Below are 17,779 nucleotides of genomic sequence, written 5' to 3'. Positions count from 1 at the left end.
CTAGTGGTGTGTTGCATGGATTAAGTTGAAGTGCGGATGAATCCCGGAGGTCCTGTTGGACTACAGAACAGCCATCGCACGGTCGGTCGGCGCCACGGGTGCCGGCAGAATGGTGCTGCCCATCAGGAACTTGTCCACCGCGGCCGCGCAGGCGCGCCCTTCGGCGATGGCCCAGACAATCAGCGACTGGCCGCGTCCGGCGTCGCCAGCGACGAAGATGCCCTCAGTGTTGGTCATGTAGTAGCCGTCCCGTGCCACGTTGCCGCGGCCGTCGAAGTCGGCGTGGACCTGCTCGGTGATCCCGGCCGGCTCGGGGCCGGTGAAGCCCAGGGACAGCAAGACGAGGTCCGCGGGGATGATCCGCTCGGTGCCGGCCTTCGGGAGGCGCTTGCCGTCAACGAATTCCGTCTCCGCCACCTTGACGCCCGTGAGTTTGCCGTTGTCCCCGACGAACTCCACGGTGGAGGCGAGGTAAGTGCGTTCGCCGCCTTCCTCGTGCGCGCTGGCGACCTCGAACAGGGTGGGGAACGTCGGCCACGGCTGGTGGCCGGCCCGCTCGACGGGCGGCTGCTTGCCGATCGCGAGGGTGGTCACGGACGCGGCCTGGTGCCGGTGCGCGGTGCCGAGGCAGTCGGCGCCGGTGTCGCCGCCGCCGAGGATGACCACGTGCTTGCCCGCGGCGTTGATCTGGTTCTCCACGGCCTCCCCCGCCACCACCCGGTTGGCCGGCACAAGGTAGTCCATGGCGTAGTGGACGCCGTCGAGCTCGCGGCCCGGGATCGGCAGGTCACGCGGGACGGTGGCCCCGGTGGCGATGACGACGGCGTCGTACCGGCGGCGCAGCTGCTCCCACGTCACGTCGGTGCCGACGGCCACTCCGGTGCGGAACCGGGTGCCTTCGGCCTTCATCTGCTCCAGCCGGCGGTCCACCTGCTCTTTTTCCATCTTGAAGTCGGGGATCCCGTAGCGCAGGAGTCCGCCGATCTTGTCGTCGCGCTCGTAGACGGCCACAGTGTGGCCCACCCGGGTCAGCTGCTGGGCGACGGCGAGCCCGGCGGGGCCGGAACCGACGACGGCGACCGTCTTGCCGGTCAGTCGCGCCGGCGGCAGCGGGTTGACCCAGCCGTTTTCGAAGGCCTGGTCCACGATGGATACCTCGACCTGCTTGATGGTCACGGCGGGCTGGTTGATGCCCAGCACGCAGGACGCCTCGCAGGGGGCCGGGCACAGCCGGCCGGTGAACTCGGGGAAGTTGTTGGTGGCGTGGAGCCGCTCCATCGCTTCCTCGCCCTTGTCCCGCCAGATGAGGTCGTTCCATTCCGGAATGAGGTTGCCCAGCGGGCAGCCCTGGTGGCAGAACGGGACGCCGCAGTCCATGCAGCGGCCGGCCTGGCTCTTCAGGACACCCTTTTCCTGGGCCTCGTAGACCTCTTTCCAGTCCATGATGCGGACCGGGACGGGACGGCGCGGCTGGGTTTCACGCTGACGTACTTTCAGAAATCCGCGTGGATCAGCCACCGGTCACCTCCAGGATTCGAGACCAAACTTCTTCGCCGTCGGGGTCCAGGCCCTCTTCGATGGCGTCAAGACGGGTTTGCAGGACGGCCGCGTAGTCGCGCGGCAGCACCTTGGTTATGCGGGCTGCGGTGTCATCGAAGTTCTCGAGGAGCCGTGCCGCGAGCAGCGATTCGGTTTCCTCGAGGTGCTTGACGAGCAGCCCGTGGACGATGTCGCGGTCCTCGGCGTCGAGCTCGCGCAGCTGCAGCTCGCCGGATTCCAGGGCCTGCTTGTTGACGCGCTCGGTCTGCAGGTCCAGCACGTAGGCCGTGCCCCCGGACATGCCGGCCCCGAAGTTGCGTCCGGTGCGGCCGATGATGAGCGTCTGGCCGCCGGTCATGTACTCGCAGCCGTGGTCGCCGATGCCTTCGGCCACCGCGGTGGCGCCGGAGTTGCGGACCAGGAAGCGTTCGCCCACCTGGCCGCGCAGGAACAGCTCACCGCTCGTGGCGCCGTAGCCGATCACGTTGCCGGCGATCACGTTGCGCTCGGCCGGGAAAACGTTGGTGCGGTCCGGCCGGACGATGATGCGGCCGCCGGAAAGTCCCTTGCCGACGTAGTCGTTGGAGTCGCCGAACATGCGCAGCGTGATGCCGGCCGGCAGGAACGCCCCGAGCGACTGGCCCGCGGTGCCAGTGAGCGTGATGTCAATGGTGTCCGTGGCCAGCACGTCGGTGCTGAAGGTCTTCGTCACGACGTGGCCGAGCATGGTGCCGACGGAACGGTCCGTGTTGATGACGTTCACCGAGATCTTCACCGGTGTGCGGTCGCTGAGGGCTTCGGCTGCCATGGCGATCAGGCGCTGGTCGAAGTGCTTGTCGAGTTCGTGGTTCTGGCCGGTGAGGTTGCGCAGCGGCGCGTCGTTGTCGAACTCGAGGCCGTGCAGGATCGGATCCAGGTCCAGCCCTTCGGCCTTCCAGTGGCTGATCGCGTCGCGGGAGTCGAGCATCTCGGCGTGGCCGATTGCCTCCTCGAGGCTGCGGAAACCCAGCTCCGCGAGGATTTCGCGGACTTCCTCGGCAAGGAATTCGAAGAAGTTCACCACGAACTCGGGCTTGCCGTTGAACCTGGAGCGCAGCTCGGGGTTCTGGGTTGCGACGCCCACCGGGCAGGTGTCCAGGTGGCAGACGCGCATCATGATGCAGCCGGAGACCACCAGCGGGGCGGTGGCGAAGCCAAATTCCTCGCCGCCGAGCAGCGCGGCGATCACGACGTCGCGGCCGGTCTTGAGCTGGCCGTCGACCTGCACCACCACACGGTCGCGGAGGCCGTTGAGCATGAGCGTCTGCTGGGTCTCGGCGAGGCCGAGTTCCCACGGGACACCGGCGTGCTTGAGCGAGTTCAGCGGCGAGGCGCCGGTACCGCCGTCATGCCCGGAGACCAGCACGACGTCGGCCTTGGCCTTGGTGACGCCGGCCGCCACGGTGCCGATCCCGACCTCGGAGACGAGCTTGACGTGCACCCGGGCCGAGGGGTTGGCGCGCTTGGCGTCGTAGATCAGCTGCGCGAGGTCCTCGATCGAGTAGATGTCGTGGTGCGGGGGCGGCGAAATGAGGCCGACGCCGGGGGTCGAGTGCCGCGTGCGGGCCACCCAGGGGTAGACCTTCTGCGCCATCAGCTGGCCGCCTTCGCCGGGCTTGGCACCCTGCGCCATCTTGATCTGGATGTCGTCCGCGTTGGACAGGTACAGGCTGGTGACGCCGAAGCGGCCGGAGGCGATCTGCTTGACCGCGGAACGGCGGGTGGGATCGAGCAGGCGGTCCACGTCCTCGCCGCCTTCACCGGTGTTGGACTTGCCGCCCAGCCGGTTCATGGCGATCGCGAGGGTCTCGTGGGCTTCCTTGGAGATGGAGCCGTAGCTCATGGCGCCGGTGGAGAACCGCTTGACGATGCTGGAAACGGCTTCCACTTCTTCAAGCGGCACCGCGGGACGCGCACCGGCCTTGAACTTCAGCAGCCCGCGCAGGGTCATGAGGTTCTCGGACTGGTCGTCAACGCCGCGGGTGTAGGCCTTGAAGATGTCGTAGCGGCGTTCACGCGTGGCGTGCTGCAGCCGGAAGACGGTCTCCGGGTTGAACAGGTGGGGTTCCCCGTCGCGGCGCCACTGGTATTCGCCGCCGCCGAGCAGGGGCTGGTGCGGCAGTTCGATGCCGTTCTCGGGGTAGGCCATGCGGTGCCGTGCCAGGACTTCGGCGGCAATGACGTCGAGGCCGACGCCGCCGAGCTGGGAATGCGTGCCGGAGAAGTACTCGTCCACCAGGTCCTGGCCGAGGCCGAGCGCTTCGAAGGTCTGGGCGCCGGTGTAGGAGGCCACGGTGGAGATGCCCATCTTGGACATGATCTTCAGGACGCCCTTGCCCAGGCCCTTGATCAGGTTGTAGACGCCGTCCTGCGGGGTGACCCCCACGACGTCGCCGGAGGCGATGAGCTGTTCCACGGATTCCATGGCCAGGTACGGGTTGACGGCGGAGGCGCCGTAGCCGATAAGGACGGCGACGTGGTGCGTTTCGCGGACGTCGCCGGCCTCCACCACGAGGGCGGTCTTGGTGCGGTTGGCGCTGCGCAGCAGGTGGTGGTGGACGGCGCTGACGAGCAGCAGGGACGGGATCGGCGCCCATTGGGCGTTCGAGTCGCGGTCCGAGAGCACCACGTACTGGACGCCGCGGTTGATGGCGCCGGAGACCTGCTCGCAGATTTCGGTGAGCCGGGCGCGGAGGGCGTTCTCGCCGCCTTCCGGGCGGTACAGTCCGCGGACCTTCATGGCGACCTTGCCGCCGTCGGCGCTCTCGATGTTCGCGATCTTGGCGAGCTGGTCGTTGTTGATCACGGGGAACGGCAGCGAGACCTGGGGCTGCCGGACCTGCTTGGTGTCCAGCAGGTTGCCGTTCGGGCCGATCGCGCACGTCAGGGACGTGACGAGCTCTTCACGGATCGCGTCCAGCGGCGGGTTGGTGACCTGCGCGAAGGACTGCACGAAGTAGTCAAAGAGCAGCCGCGGGCGCTTGGACAGCACGGCCACCGGGGTGTCCGAGCCCATGGCCCCGAGCGGTTCGGCGCCGGTCCGGGCCATCGGGCCCAGCAGGATCTTCAGTTCCTCGGTGGTGTAGCCGAAGGTCCGCTGGCGGATGTTGACCGAGGCGGCGGTGTGCACGACATGCTCGCGTTCGGGCAGGTGGTTGAGGTCGATCAGGTTTTCCTTGACCCATTCGGCCCACGGGTTCGCGGCGGCGACCTCGGCCTTGACCTCGGCGTCGTCGATGATCCGGCCGGCCCCGGTGTCCACCAGGAACATCTTGCCCGGCGAGACGCGGCCCTTCTTCACTACCTTGGAGGGTTCGACGTCGATCACGCCAACTTCGGAGGCGAAGATGATCAGTCCGTCCTCGGTGATCCAGTACCGGCCCGGGCGCAGCCCGTTGCGGTCCAGCGTGGCGCCGACCAGGTTGCCGTCCGTGAAGGAGACAGCTGCCGGGCCGTCCCACGGCTCCATGAGCATCGAGTGGTATTCGTAGAAGGCGCGGCGGGCCGGATCCATGGTGGCGTGGTTTTCCCATGCCTCCGGGATCATCATCATGATCGAGTGCGTGATGGGCCGGCCGGAGAGCCAGAGCAGTTCGGCAACCTCGTCGAAGGACGCCGAGTCCGAGGCGCCCGGGGTGCAGATCGGGAACAGCTCTTCGGGTGAGTCCCCCAGCAGCGAGCTGGAGAGCTGGGACTGCCGTGCCCGCATCCAGTTGCGGTTGCCCTTGACCGTGTTGATCTCGCCGTTGTGCGCGATGGTGCGGAACGGCTGGGCCAGTGGCCAGGACGGGAACGTGTTGGTGGAGAAGCGCGAGTGGACGATCGCGAGCTTGGTCTTGAAGCGCTTGTCCGACAGGTCCGGGTAGAACGGCTCGAGCTGCGCGGTGGTGAGCATGCCCTTGTAGACGATGGTCCGGGAGGAGAGCGACGGGAAGTACACGCCGAACTTGTTCTGGGCGCGCTTGCGGATCCGCCAGGCGCGGGAATCGAGCTCGTTGCGCTCGAGGGTTTCTCCGGTGCTGGAGGCGAAGAAGGGCTGCGTGAAGTGCGGCATGCAGGCCCGGGCCATGGCCCCGACCAGGTCGGCCACGATCGGGACGTCGCGCCAGCCAAGGACGGTCAGGCCCTCGTCGGCGGCGAGGCCCTCGATCCCGGCCCGGGCGGCGTCGGATTCGCGCTGCTCGGCGGGCAGGAAAGCGGTTCCCACGATGTACTGGCCAGGGGCCGGAAGTTCGAAGTCCGTGACTGCGCGGAAGAATTCGTCCGGCACCTGCATCAGGAGGCCGGCGCCGTCGCCCGTACCTTCATCGGCGCCCACGGCACCGCGGTGCTCGAGGTTGCGCAGTGCGGTCAGGGCGGCGTCGACGATGTCATAGCCTGGCTCGCCGCGGAGCGTGGCGATGATGGCCAGCCCGCAGGCGTCCTTCTCGTTCTCCGGGTTGTAGAGTCCGGCAGCGGCCGGAATCGCCGCGAAACGGCTGAAGGGTGACGCGGCAGCCGAGGGCTGGTCCGGATCGGACCAGCTGGGGCTGTGAAGAGTTTGGGTCATTGGAGACGTCCTTCCTCCTGATCGTGCGTATGGGAGGGACAACATTGGCCCGGCTCGGAACGCCAGCGTGTGACGGGCGTAACAGAGTGTTTTTCTAACTGGAATTGTAGGCCAGCCCGGCCTCCTGTACTAACAGTTACGCAGGTGCTGGCCCGGGCTTGCATGGACAGCGTCTATCTGCTGTCCACAGCAAGCCCTCTTGCCACGACGCTGTGGAGTCGGGTCCGGCGAGCGGTGGCTCCGCGCAACCCGAGGTGCCGGCGCTGAGCTACTTGGTGCCCTCAGCCTCCGGCGCGGTCCCAGTTCCCTGGCGGCCGGAAACTCCGGCTGCCGGAGCCCCGGTGGCGGGCGCAATGCCGCCGGTGGAGTCCTTGCCCGCATCCTCGGATGCGCGAACTGGTCCGCTTTGGTTATTCCGGAGATTAGCACGGGATTCACTATCTGAGACAGCAGAGTCCGCATGGCGGATGGTTGTTGCGTCCGCGGGAACGGTGGCGCGGTCCGCGGGAACCGTGGCGCGGTCGGCGTCGACCGTGCGCTCGGCGTCGTCGGCTTCAGCGACCGGATTGGTCTCCGTCGTCTTGGTCGCCGCGGTCTTCGCCTCTGCCGGCTTTGTCTCCGCCGTCTTCGCCTCTACCTGCTTTGTCTCAGCCGACGTCTCTGCCGGCTCAGTCTCTGCCGGCTTTGTCTCTGCCGGCTCGCGGCCGGGGAGGAACGGGGTGTCCGCTTCCGAGGGCTTGCGCAGTCCGAGGAGGATGAAGGCGAGCAGGGCTCCTGCAAAGACGATGATGCTGGTCCAGACATTGAGCCTGGTGGTGAGCCCGAAGAGGGTGATCTGTTCGGCGTCGTCGATCCGCATGGCCTCGATCCAGACGCGGCCAAGGGTGTAGTACATGGCGTAGACGCAGAAGAGGCGGCCACGGCGGAAGCTGAATTTCCGGTCCAGGGCCAGCAGGATCAGCACGCCGGCCAGGTTCCACAGCGACTCGTAGAGGAACGTCGGGTGGAAGAGCGTCTCTGCCGGCATGCCGGCCGGGAAGTTCGGGTTGGTGGGATCGATCTGCAGTCCCCACGGAAGCGTGGTGGGCCCACCGAAGAGCTCCTGGTTGAAGTAGTTGCCCCAACGGCCAATGGCCTGGGCGAGCAGCAGCCCGGGGGCCGCCGCGTCCATGAAGGCGCTCAGCTTCACCCCGGCTCGCCGGCACCCGATCCAGGCGCCCACGGCGCCCAGCAGGACGGCGCCCCAAATGCCGAGGCCGCCGCGCTGGATCTGCGGAATCAGGGACAGATCTCCCGTGCCATCGAATCCGGGACCAAAGTAAGCGTCCGGGGAAGAGAACACGTGGTACAGCCGTCCGCCGATGATGCCGAACGGGATGGCCCAGATGGCGATGTCCCAGACGCTGCCCTCAGGTGCGCCGCGGCGCGCCCAACGGACAGAAGTGAGCCACAGGCCGGCAATGATCCCGGCGAGGATGCACAGGGCGTAGGCGTGGATGCGCAGGGACCCCCACGGCAGCGGGATGTCGAATCCGGACCAGCTCGGGCTCGGAATGCTCGCGGGAATCATCGCCGCCGCGTGGAGGACTGACTGCATTGCTTACGCTTCTTCCCTGGTAAGGCCGGTGCTGAGGTCTTTCGTCAAGGAGGCTACCGCATCCACGCCGCCGTCCCGGATAGCCGCGACGAGGGCGGTGCCCACAATCACGCCATCCGCATACTCTGCGATCTCGCGGACCTGGGCGGCGTTGGAGACGCCGAGGCCCACGCAGACGCGTTCGGCGCCCGCGGCGTGCGCGGCGGCAACAACGTTCCTGGCCGCCGAGCTGACCGACGTCCGGGCGCCGGTGACGCCCATGATGGAGACGGCGTATACGAAGCCGCGGCTCGCGTCGACCGTGCGCTTCATGCGTTCGGGGGAAGACGAGGGAGCCACGAGGAACACCCGGTCCAGTCCGTACTTGTCGGAGGCTGCCATCCATTCGGCTGCCTCGTCGGGGATGAGGTCGGGCGTGATGAGCCCGGCTCCCCCGGCCTCGGCCAGGCGGCGGGAGAACTCGTCCACGCCCATCCGGACCACGGGGTTCCAGTAAGTCATCACCAGCACGGCGGCGTCGGTCTTGCTCGTGATGCCGCGGACGACGTCGAAGACCTCGCGGACGTGGAAGCCTTTCGCGAGGGCCTCCGTCGTGGCCGCCTGGATGACCTGGCCGTCCATGACCGGATCGGAGTACGGGATGCCGATCTCGATGAGGTCGGCGCCGTTCTCGGCCAGGGCGATGCCGGCGGCAATGGTCTCTTTAACGCTCGGGTAGCCGGCTGGCAGGTAGCCGATCAGGGCCGCCCGGCCCTGGGCGCGGGCGCGGTCAATGGCCGCTGCCGACTTGCTGGCGTGCTCCGCGGCGTTCTGGTTGCCGTCCTGGCTGGTGCTCACAGCTGTTCCCCCTCTTTGGCGATTTCGGCTTCAGGTGAGTCCTTGTCCAGCAGGTCGAACCATTCCGCAGCGGTGGCCACGTCCTTGTCGCCGCGGCCGGAGAGGTTCACGATCACAATCTTGTCTGAGGCCTTGCCTGCTGCATTGCCTGCGGCGGCGGCTTCGGCGACGAGTCGCTGCCCCACCTTGATGGCGCCGGCGAGGGCGTGCGCGGACTCAATGGCGGGAATGATGCCCTCGGTGCGGCACAGCAGGCGGAAGGCCTCCATGGCTTCGCTGTCCGTGATCGGCTCGTAGCTGACCCGGCCAATGTCGGCGAGGTAGGAGTGCTCGGGGCCGACGCCGGGGTAGTCCAGGCCCGCCGAGATGGAGTGCGACTCGATGGTCTGGCCGTCGTCGTCCTGCATGAGGTAGGAACGCGCGCCGTGCAGCACCCCGGGCTTGCCGAGGGTGATGGTGGCCGCGTGGCGTCCGGTTTCGACGCCCTCGCCGCCGGCCTCGAAGCCATAGATCTTGACCGAGGCGTCATCGAGAAAGCCGTGGAAGATGCCGATCGCGTTGGATCCGCCGCCGATGCAGGCACAGACGGCATCCGGCAGCCGGCCCGTCTGGTCCAGGATCTGGGCGCGGGCTTCCTCGCCGATCACTTCGTGGAAGTAGCGGACCATCGCCGGGAAGGGGTGCGCTCCGGCGGCGGTGCCCAAAAGGTAGTGCGTGTTGCCCACGTTCGCCACCCAGTCGCGCAGGGCCTCGTTGATGGCGTCCTTGAGCGTTTGGGATCCGTTGGTCACCGGGATGACCGTGGCGCCGAGGAGCTCCATCCGGGCCACGTTGAGGGACTGCCTGCGGCAGTCCTCGGCGCCCATGTAGACCACGCATTCCAGACCCAGCAGGGCTGCCGCCGTGGCACTGGCAACACCGTGCTGGCCGGCGCCGGTTTCGGCGATGACTCGGGTTTTTCCCATCCGCTTGGCGAGCAGCGCCTGGCCCAGGACGTTGTTGATCTTGTGCGAGCCGGTGTGGTTGAGGTCTTCGCGCTTGAGGAAGATCCGCACCCCGCCGGCGTGCTCAGCGAAGCGCTTGGCCTCGGTCAGCAGCGACGGCCGGCCCGAGTAGTTCTTGTTCAGGTCCGCGATCTGGGCCGTGAACTCCGGATCGGCCTTGGCCTTCTCGAAGGTGTCCTCAAGCTCATCCAGGGCCGCGATGAGCGACTCGGGCATCCACCGGCCGCCGTAGTTCCCGAAGTAGGGCCCCGGGGCGTGGCGCAGGGACGGTTCGCCCTGCGCGGGCTGCTCCTGGGGACGGCCGCCCTGCAGGAACGCGTCCACGGCACTTTCGTCGGAGCCGGCTGCTGGCGCATCGACCATCAGTCTCACCATCCTGTTCCACTGCTAGCTTGGGGGATCTGCAGATGAGATCCGCTCATTGGTCCGGGCAAATTGCGGGCCCGGTACCGCTCACGGTCCGGACGGGGGCGCCAGGACCGGCCGGCCTCAGGCGCGGGCGGCGATTGCCGTCGCGCCGGCAGCCATGAATTCGGCGATCCGCTCGCGGGGCGTCGCGTCACTGACCAGCGCCTCGCCGACCAGGACCGCGTTGGCGCCGCGGGCCGCGTAGTGTTTGACGTCCTCGACGTCGCGCACACCCGATTCGGCGACCACGAGGGCATCGGCGGGAATGCCGCCGGCCAGCTCCGCGAAGACAGAACGGTCGACGTCGAGCGTCTTGAGGTTGCGCACGTTAACGCCGATGATCCGGGCCTCCGCGGCAACTGCGCGCTCGATTTCCTCGGCGGTATGGGTCTCGACCAGCACGTTCATGCCGAGCTCGCGGCTGAGGGCCGTAAACTCGCGCAACTGGGCGTCCGAGAGCGAGGCCACGATCAGCAGGATCAGGTCGGCGCCGTGGGCCCGGGCCTCCCAGATCTGGTACTCGTCAACCATGAAGTCCTTGCGCAGCAGCGGGATGTCCACTGCGGCCCGGACGGCGTCGAGGTCGGCCAGGGAGCCGCCGAAGCGGCGCTCCTCGGTCAGGACGCTGATCACTGCGGCCCCGCCGTCGGCGTACTGCGCGGCGAGGGACGCGGGATCGGCGATGTCCGCGAGCCGGCCTTTGGACGGGCTGCGGCGCTTGACCTCGGCAATCACCTTGAGCTGGTCCCTGGTGCCGGAGGTCCCGCCGAGGGCGGCCCAGGCGTCACGGGCGGGCGCCGCCGCGGCGGCGCGTTCCTTCAGCTCCGCGAGCGTGACCAGACGCTGGCGCGCCTGCATATCCTCCCTGACACCGGCGTTGATGTCGTCGAGAACGCTCACGCTCAGTGGCCGGAGTTCTTCAGCTTGCTGCCGCCGACGCCGTAGCCGGCCTTGCGCATGGCCCAGCCGGCGAGCAGGCCGATCACCATGACCGCCGCACCCGCGACGAAGATCGGGGTGTTGGCGATGACGAAGGCAATGGACGCAATGAGGGCGCCGATCAGCATCACGATCACGCAGGTCCACGCGGCCGGGCTGTTGCCGTGACCCGGCGCTTCGCTGTGGTCGACGTCGTCGTAGACGCCCTTCGGCGCAGCGGACGTGGATGCGGAAACAGTGGCTTTGCTCATTGAACTCTCCTCAAGATGAATACTGCTTACATTCTGCCATTTTTTGGCGGGCGTTATTGGCCGCGTTGCTGGCCGCGTCATCGGCTCAGGTGGGGTCGTCACCGCGGGACAACCGGTCCCAGCTGTCAATCTCGTCCGCGGGGGCGGCCGCGGCAGTACCACCAGCTGCAGTCCCGCCGGCGGCCGGCCTTGCGGCGGCCGCGTCATATTTGGTGCGGCTCTTCCAGTAGCGGCCGGCCGGCACGATCGCGAGGGCGCTGAGTCCCAGCAGGGCACCGGCGACGACGGCGAGGACGGGGAACACTGTGACGTCCACCTGCACGCTGCTGCCGCTGATCCCGGTGGCGGCCGCAATCGAGCCCTGCGCCGCGGCCAGCGGGTCCGCCAGCACGACGGCCGCCGCGGCCACGATGCCCGCGGCCGCGAGAAGGATGATCGCGGTGATGATCCAGCGGGCCACGCGCCCGGCGATGGAGGCCGCGAGGCCGCCGGCAAGGGCCACGAGGGCCAGGGCGGTCACAGTGGTCGCGGCCTTGCTGCCCTGGACCTGCAGGCCGTCCTGGCTGGCCACGGCCGCGCCGAGCTGTGTGGGGTCAAGATGCACGGTGAGCCAGGTCTGGGTGGTGGTCCCGAACACGGCCAGAGCCAGGGCAGCGATCACTAGGACCAGCGTGGACTTGCGGGCCCAGCCCGGGACGGCGGACCGCGTGGTGCTCTTCACAGTGGTCTTCACTGTGTTCTTGGCAGAGGCTCCCGGCTGCTCCATCAGCTCTCCGCCCCGGCGTCGGGCACCGAGTCGGCGGTGATGTTGTGCAGCGATCTGGCAGTGTGCACGGCGCGGAGCGGGGCGGCGGCCTTGTTCACGGTTTCCTGGGCCTCGGTCGGGTTGACCGAATCTGCGACGATGCCGCCGCCGGCCTGGACGTAGGCGCGTCCTTCCCGGAGCAGGGCCGACCGGATTGCGATCGCCATGTCCATGTCCCCGGCGAAGTCCAGGTACCCCACCACGCCGCCGTAGATGCCGCGCCGGTGCGGTTCGAGTTCGTCCAGCAGGCGCAGGGCCCGCGGCTTCGGGGCGCCGGAGAGGGTGCCGGCCGGGAACGTGGCCTTGAGGACGTCGTAGGCCTTGGCGGCCGGGGCCAACTCTCCGACCACCGTGGACACCAGGTGCATGATGTGGCTGAAGCGTTCCACTTCCATAAATTGCGTGACGTCGACAGATCCTGCCACGCAGACCTTGGAGAGGTCGTTGCGGGAGAGGTCGACCAGCATCAGGTGCTCGGCGCGTTCTTTCTCGTCCGCCAGCAGTTCCTCGGCCAGGGCCTTGTCCGCCTCCACCGTCCTGCCGCGCGGGCGTGAGCCGGCGATGGGGTGGGTGATGACCTCGTCACCGGTCACGGTGACGAGGGCCTCCGGCGAGGAGCCGACGATCGTGTACTCGCGCCCGCCGGCGTCCTCGAAGCTGAAGAGGTACATGTAGGGGCTCGGGTTGGTGTTCCGCAGGACCCGGTAGACGTCGAGGGGGTCGGCGCCGCACTCCATTTCGAAGCGGCGGGAGATCACCACCTGGAAGACCTCGCCGTCCACGATCGCCTCCTTGCCGCGGTCCAGGGCGGCCAGGTACTCGGATTCGTCCCAGCGTTCCTGCACGCTCGACGCGAAATCCAGGGCGGCCGTTTCCAGCACGGAGACGGGCTGCTCCACGGGGCGGCTGATCTTTTCGAGCAGGGCTTTGACGCGGGCGACGGCGTCATGCCAGGCGTCGTCGACGCGTTCGGTGCTGTTGTCGAAGTTGATGGCGTTGGCGATCAGCAGGACGGTGCCGTCCATGTTGTCGTGAACCGCCATGTCCGTGACCAGGTTGAGGGCCATTTCCGGCAGTTGGAGGTCGTCCTCCGGCGGGCTGGTCAGTTTCTCCCAGTGCCGGACGGTTTCCCAGCCCAGGAACCCCACCAGGCCGGAGGTGAACGGCGGGAGGCCGTCGAAGCGCTCGGTGCGGAGCGCCGCGACCGTGTCGCGGATGGCGTCGACGGGGTTGCCGTCCAGCGGCACGCCGACGGGGGGCTCGCCCAGCCAGTGCGCGCTGCCGTCCTTGGTGGTCAGGGTGGCCCGGGAGCGGGACCCGATGAAGGAGTAGCGGGACCAGGCTCCGCCGACCGCCGCCGATTCCATCAGGAACGTCCCGGGCTGGCCCTGGGCGAGCTTGCGGTAGAGCCCGATCGGGGTTTCGGCGTCAGCCAGCACCTTGAGCCGGACGGGGATGACGCGGCTGTGGCCTGCGAGTTCACGGAACTCTTCGAGGCCGGGGCTGATGATTCCAAGGTCCTGCATCGCTGTGCTTTCCGCCTGTTCTTTAGGTGAACCTGTCACGGGATCCGGTCATTGGGATCCTGCCTGGGGTCCGGTTCGTGAAGCTGTGGAAGCGCCGGAGCGCTCTGCCTGTGCCCTTTGCCTGTGTCCTTTGCGGGAGGCGCTCAGCCTCCGTGCCCGACGACGGCGTCGAGCTCGCGGCCGTCGAAGCAGGTCCGGGTTCCGGTGTGGCAGGCCGCGCCGACCTGGTCGACCCGGACCAGCAGCGCATCGCCGTCGCAGTCCATGGCGAGCGACTTGACCCATTGGACGTGCCCGGAGGTGTCGCCCTTGCGCCAGTACTCCTGGCGGGAGCGCGAATAGAACGTCACGCGTCCGCTGGTCAGGGTCCGGTGGAGCGCCTCGTCGTCCATCCAGCCCAGCATCAGCACCTCGTTGGAATCGAACTGCTGGACGATCGCGGCCACCAGGCCGGCGCTGTCGCGCTTGAGGGCGTCCGCCAGTCCGGCCGGAAGGGGGCTGCCGCTGACGGGGCTGCCGTCGACGTGGCTGTCATCGACGGGGCTGCCGTTGACGGGGCTGGGGGCGGGGGCGGGCTGCTCAGACATCAGATCAAGTCTAGTGCCTCCGGGCAGCCAGCCGGCCTGCGGGCAGGTCCCGCCGCTTAACACTGGTGCACCAATCGGGCCGCCCGCCGCGGTCCCCCGCCCGATGATGCCGCCAGGCACGGTTGCGGCGGCGATTCCTGTGCCCACGCACGGCCGTCTCGTGCTAGTTTCACAAGTGATGCATTTCGTCGAACCGTCCCGAGAAGTCCTGGCCGAAACCCTGCTGGCGGCCGGCCCTGATGCCGCCACGCTCTGCGCAGGTTGGCTCACCCGCGATCTTGCCGCGCACCTGTACCTGCGCGAGCGGAAAATCGCCGTCGGACTGGGCCTGCTGATCAAGCGCCTCTCCAAGGCCTCGGACCAGGCGACGGCCGAACTGGCGGGCACGCTGAAGACCACAGAGGACTACGCCAAGCTGGTCAACGACTTCCGGGCCGGTCCCCCGGCGCTGTCCCCGCTGCGGATCAAGGCCCTGGACGAGAGCTCCAACCTGATCGAGTACTTTGTACACACCGAGGACGTCCGCCGCGCCGTGGACCGCTGGGCCCCGCGCGCCCTGGACCAGGCCTACTCGGACGCTCTGTGGGACGAGCTCGTCAAGCGGGCCGCGATCCTGTACCGCGGCGTGGATCTGGGCATTGTGCTGGTGAGCCCCTCGGGCCCGCGGCATGTGGCCAAACGCGCCCCCGTGTCGGTGGCCATCGTCGGCGAGCCGGGCGAACTCCTCATGCACGCCCACGGCCGCACCCGCCACGCCCTCGTGACCTTCGAAGGCCAGCCGGACGCCGTCGCGCTCCTGCAGTCCGCCGAAGTCGGTCTCTAACCCTTCCCGCCCTGCCCCTGCCCACACGCAGGACAGAACCACGCCCGTGGAATTAGCGGACTTCGAAGCCCGCGTCGCGGATCGCGGCCTTGACCTGCGCGATCATATCCAGCGGGCCGAAGTGGAAGACCGAGGCCGCAAGGACGGCGTCGGCGCCTGCTGCCACGGCCGGCGGGAAGTGCTCCGGCTTGCCGGCGCCGCCGGAGGCGATGAGCGGGACCTTGACCCCCGCCCGCGCCAGGCGGATCAGTTCCAGGTCGAAGCCGTCCTTGGTGCCATCGGCATCGATCGAGTTCAGCAGGATTTCACCCACCCCGCGGTCGGCCGCTTCCTTCGCCCAGGCGATCGCGTCGATTCCGGTCCCCTGCCGTCCGCCGTGCGTGGTGACTTCGAAGCCTGACGGGGTGGGCTGCGAGCCCGGACGCGTGCGCCTCGCGTCCAGGGAGAGCACCAGGACCTGGGAACCAAAGTGCCGGGTGATCTCGTCGATCACGTCCGGCCGGGCCACGGCCGCGGTGTTGATGGCAGCCTTGTCCGCGCCGCAGCGCAGGAGCTTGTCCACCTCGGCCACGCCGCGGACGCCGCCGCCCACCGTCAGCGGGATGAAGACTTCCTCGGCGGTGCGGCGGACGACGTCGAACGTGGTCTCCCGGTTGCCGGAGGACGCCGTCACGTCAAGGAAGGTCAGCTCGTCGGCGCCGCTGTTGTCGTAGCGGTGCGCCAGTTCCACCGGATCCCCGGCGTCGCGGAGGCCCTCAAAGTTGATGCCCTTGACCACACGGCCGGCATCGACGTCGAGACACGGGATGACGCGCACGGCAACGGTCATGACTTCTCCTGGTTTTTGACGGAGCTAATTGACGGGGGTTATTGCTGGAGGGACCCGGCGGTGGGGCGCCTAGATGCGGCAGGCGTGGATGCTGCTGACCAGGATGGCGCGGGCGCCGAGGTCGTAGAGCTCGTCCATGATCCGGTTGGTTTCGCGCTTGGGCACCATCGAGCGGACGGCCACCCAGTCCGAATCGCGCAGCGGCGAGACGGTGGGCGACTCCAGGCCCGGGGTGAGTGCGGCGGCCTGCTCCACGAGTTCCTTGCGGATGTCGTAGTCCATCAGCACGTACTGCCGGGCCACGAGGACGCCCTGGAGCCGTCGGATGAGGACCTCCGTGGCGGGGTTCTGCTCGCCCTTGCGGCCGATCAGCACCGACTCGGAATTCAGGATCGGCTCGCCGAAGATCTCCATGCCGGCGGCCTTGAGCGTGGTGCCGGTTTCGACGACGTCGGCAATCGCGTCCGCGACGCCGAGGCGGACGGAGGATTCCACGGCGCCGTCGAGGCGGACCACCTTGGCGTTGATGCCGCGCTCGGCCAGGTAGCCGCGCAGCAGTCCGTCGTAGCTCGTGGCCAGGCGCTTGCCCTCGAGCTGGGCAACGGTGGTGAAGTCGCCGACGGGTCCGGCGAAGCGGAAGGTGGAGGCGGCGAAGCCCAGCGGCAGCAGCTCCTCAGCCTCGACCTCTGCGTCGAGCAGCAGGTCGCGGCCGGTGATGCCGACGTCGAGCGTTCCCTGGCCCACATACACGGCAATGTCGCGGGGGCGCAGGAAGAAGAACTCAATATCGTTGTCCGGGTCCACCATGACAAGCTCGCGGGTGTCGCGGCGCTGGCGGTAGCCTGCCTCGGCCAGCATGGCGGCGGCAGCTTCGGACAGGGATCCCTTGTTCGGGACGGCAACTCTAAGCATGGGAAAAGTCTCTCTTGGGGTCGGAAGGATCTGTTGGGGCACATCGGCCACGCAGTGCACGGGATCCGCCAGCGAAGTCATGGCGGTTGCCGGTGCGGGCGCGGCTAAAGATGCTTGTAGACGTCTTCCAGGGTGAGTCCTTTGGCGAGCATCAGAACCTGCAGGTGGTACAGCAGCTGCGAAATTTCCTCGGCGGCGGCCTCATCGGATTCATACTCGGCAGCCATCCAGACCTCGGCTGCTTCCTCCACGACCTTCTTGCCGATGCCGTGGACTCCGGAATCCAGTTCGGCGACGGTGCGGGAGCCTTCCGGGCGGACGGCTGCCTTTTCACTCAGTTCTGCGAACAGCGACTCGAAATTCTTCACGCCCCCAAGCCTACTTGCTCCCGGCACAGGAACGCCCGCCGGGCCGTTGCATGACGGAGGGGGTGTGAGGCGATACACAAAAAACACAGCCGGCGCGGGCGGCCAGGGTGGCGCGGGCGGCCAGGGTGGCGCCCGCGCCGGCCGGAGCTGCAGCTTGGCGGCTCAGCCGAACTGCTTGAGCGTCACTGCCGTAGCCAGGGCGGCGGTAACCGCCTCGTGTCCCTTGTCCTCGGTGGATCCCGGCAAGCCGGCCCGGTCGATCCCCTGCTGTTCGGTGTCACAGGTCAGCACGCCGAAGCCCACGGGGACGCCGGTGCGGACGCTGACCTCGGTCAGGCCCAGGGTGGCCGCCTCGCAGACGTATTCGAAGTGCGGGGTGCCGCCCCGGATGACGACGCCGAGCGCCACGACGGCGTCGAAGTGCGGTGCCAGCCGGGCGGCCGCGACCGGGAGTTCAAACGTGCCCGGCACGCGCAGGACCGTCGGCTCATTGATCCCGGCGTCCTTCGCGGCGCGCAGGGCGCCGTCGAGCAGTCCGTCCATGATCTGGGTGTGCCAGCTCGCGGCCACAATGGCCAGCTTGAGCCGTGAGGTTTCCTCAGGCTTGAAGGTGCTGAGGTCGATCTGGGGGGCGCCGTGGCCGCTCATAGGGTATTCCTTGCTGTTGAGTCTGATGGTTGTGCCGCTGCCTGGCCGTCCTTGCGGCCATCGTGCAGGCCAGGACGGCCGTCGGGTGCAGCCGGGCGAGACGGGCAGGGGCGGCCCG

The 17,779-nt window shown here is 68.2% G+C and carries 15 protein-coding genes; 1 reads left to right on the top strand and 14 read right to left on the bottom strand.

The window, feature by feature from the left end; genetic code table 11:
* Positions 1-60 precede the first annotated feature (60 nt).
* The 10 genes from AC1DZQ_RS16470 to hisI all read right to left on the bottom strand — a co-directional run bounded on the left by AC1DZQ_RS16470 (position 61) and on the right by hisI (position 14,081).
* Positions 61-1,518, bottom strand: a complete 1,458-nt coding sequence (locus tag AC1DZQ_RS16470) for a glutamate synthase subunit beta (RefSeq protein WP_476964501.1) — start codon at positions 1,516-1,518, stop codon at positions 61-63.
* Positions 1,511-6,127, bottom strand: a complete 4,617-nt coding sequence (gltB, locus tag AC1DZQ_RS16465; protein ID WP_476964500.1) for a glutamate synthase large subunit — start codon at positions 6,125-6,127, stop codon at positions 1,511-1,513. Before gltB ends, AC1DZQ_RS16470 begins: the two co-directional genes overlap by 8 nt.
* 268 nt (positions 6,128-6,395) lie before the next feature.
* Entirely contained in the window at positions 6,396-7,724 is a 1,329-nt protein-coding gene (gene lgt / locus AC1DZQ_RS16460; protein WP_476964499.1) for a prolipoprotein diacylglyceryl transferase, read from the bottom strand.
* Between the two features lie 3 nt (positions 7,725-7,727).
* Positions 7,728-8,561 (bottom strand): tryptophan synthase subunit alpha, encoded by an 834-nt coding sequence (trpA, locus tag AC1DZQ_RS16455; RefSeq protein ID WP_476964498.1) that lies wholly within the window; start codon positions 8,559-8,561, stop codon positions 7,728-7,730.
* Complete coding sequence (gene trpB / locus AC1DZQ_RS16450; protein WP_476964497.1) at positions 8,558-9,928, bottom strand: tryptophan synthase subunit beta; 1,371 nt, start codon at positions 9,926-9,928, stop codon at positions 8,558-8,560. Before trpB ends, trpA begins: the two co-directional genes overlap by 4 nt.
* Positions 9,929-10,054: 126 nt before the next feature.
* Complete coding sequence (gene trpC, locus AC1DZQ_RS16445; protein WP_476964496.1) at positions 10,055-10,873, bottom strand: indole-3-glycerol phosphate synthase TrpC; 819 nt, start codon at positions 10,871-10,873, stop codon at positions 10,055-10,057.
* A gap of 2 nt (positions 10,874-10,875) precedes the next feature.
* Positions 10,876-11,163, bottom strand: coding sequence for an HGxxPAAW family protein (locus AC1DZQ_RS16440; RefSeq protein WP_018772470.1), 288 nt, complete (start codon positions 11,161-11,163; stop codon positions 10,876-10,878).
* A gap of 85 nt (positions 11,164-11,248) precedes the next feature.
* Positions 11,249-11,929, bottom strand: a complete 681-nt coding sequence (locus AC1DZQ_RS16435) for a Trp biosynthesis-associated membrane protein (protein ID WP_476964495.1) — start codon at positions 11,927-11,929, stop codon at positions 11,249-11,251.
* On the bottom strand, positions 11,929-13,494 hold the full coding sequence (locus AC1DZQ_RS16430) for an anthranilate synthase component I (RefSeq protein ID WP_476964539.1): 1,566 nt from the start codon (positions 13,492-13,494) through the stop codon (positions 11,929-11,931). The genes AC1DZQ_RS16435 and AC1DZQ_RS16430 overlap by 1 nt, the downstream gene beginning before the upstream one ends.
* A gap of 143 nt (positions 13,495-13,637) precedes the next feature.
* On the bottom strand, positions 13,638-14,081 hold the full coding sequence (gene hisI, locus AC1DZQ_RS16425) for a phosphoribosyl-AMP cyclohydrolase (protein ID WP_476964494.1): 444 nt from the start codon (positions 14,079-14,081) through the stop codon (positions 13,638-13,640).
* Positions 14,082-14,259: 178 nt separating this feature from the next.
* Between hisI and AC1DZQ_RS16420 the strand changes: the two genes are divergently transcribed.
* Complete coding sequence (locus tag AC1DZQ_RS16420) at positions 14,260-14,904, top strand: TIGR03085 family metal-binding protein (protein ID WP_476964538.1); 645 nt, start codon at positions 14,260-14,262, stop codon at positions 14,902-14,904.
* Positions 14,905-14,956: 52 nt separating this feature from the next.
* Here the strand turns inward: AC1DZQ_RS16420 and hisF are convergent, their stop codons facing one another.
* From hisF to ribH, 4 genes are all read right to left on the bottom strand, one after another.
* On the bottom strand, positions 14,957-15,733 hold the full coding sequence (hisF, locus tag AC1DZQ_RS16415) for an imidazole glycerol phosphate synthase subunit HisF (protein WP_476964493.1): 777 nt from the start codon (positions 15,731-15,733) through the stop codon (positions 14,957-14,959).
* A gap of 69 nt (positions 15,734-15,802) precedes the next feature.
* Entirely contained in the window at positions 15,803-16,645 is an 843-nt protein-coding gene (gene hisG, locus AC1DZQ_RS16410) for an ATP phosphoribosyltransferase (protein ID WP_476964492.1), read from the bottom strand.
* 104 nt (positions 16,646-16,749) lie between these two features.
* Entirely contained in the window at positions 16,750-17,013 is a 264-nt protein-coding gene (locus AC1DZQ_RS16405) for a phosphoribosyl-ATP diphosphatase (protein WP_018772463.1), read from the bottom strand.
* Positions 17,014-17,175: 162 nt separating this feature from the next.
* Entirely contained in the window at positions 17,176-17,661 is a 486-nt protein-coding gene (ribH, locus tag AC1DZQ_RS16400) for a 6,7-dimethyl-8-ribityllumazine synthase (RefSeq protein WP_018772462.1), read from the bottom strand.
* Between the last annotated feature and the right edge of the window lie 118 nt (positions 17,662-17,779).

The organism is Arthrobacter sp. P1_C12_2 (assembly GCF_056406415.1).
This window is presented reverse-complemented; position numbering and strand designations above follow the sequence as displayed.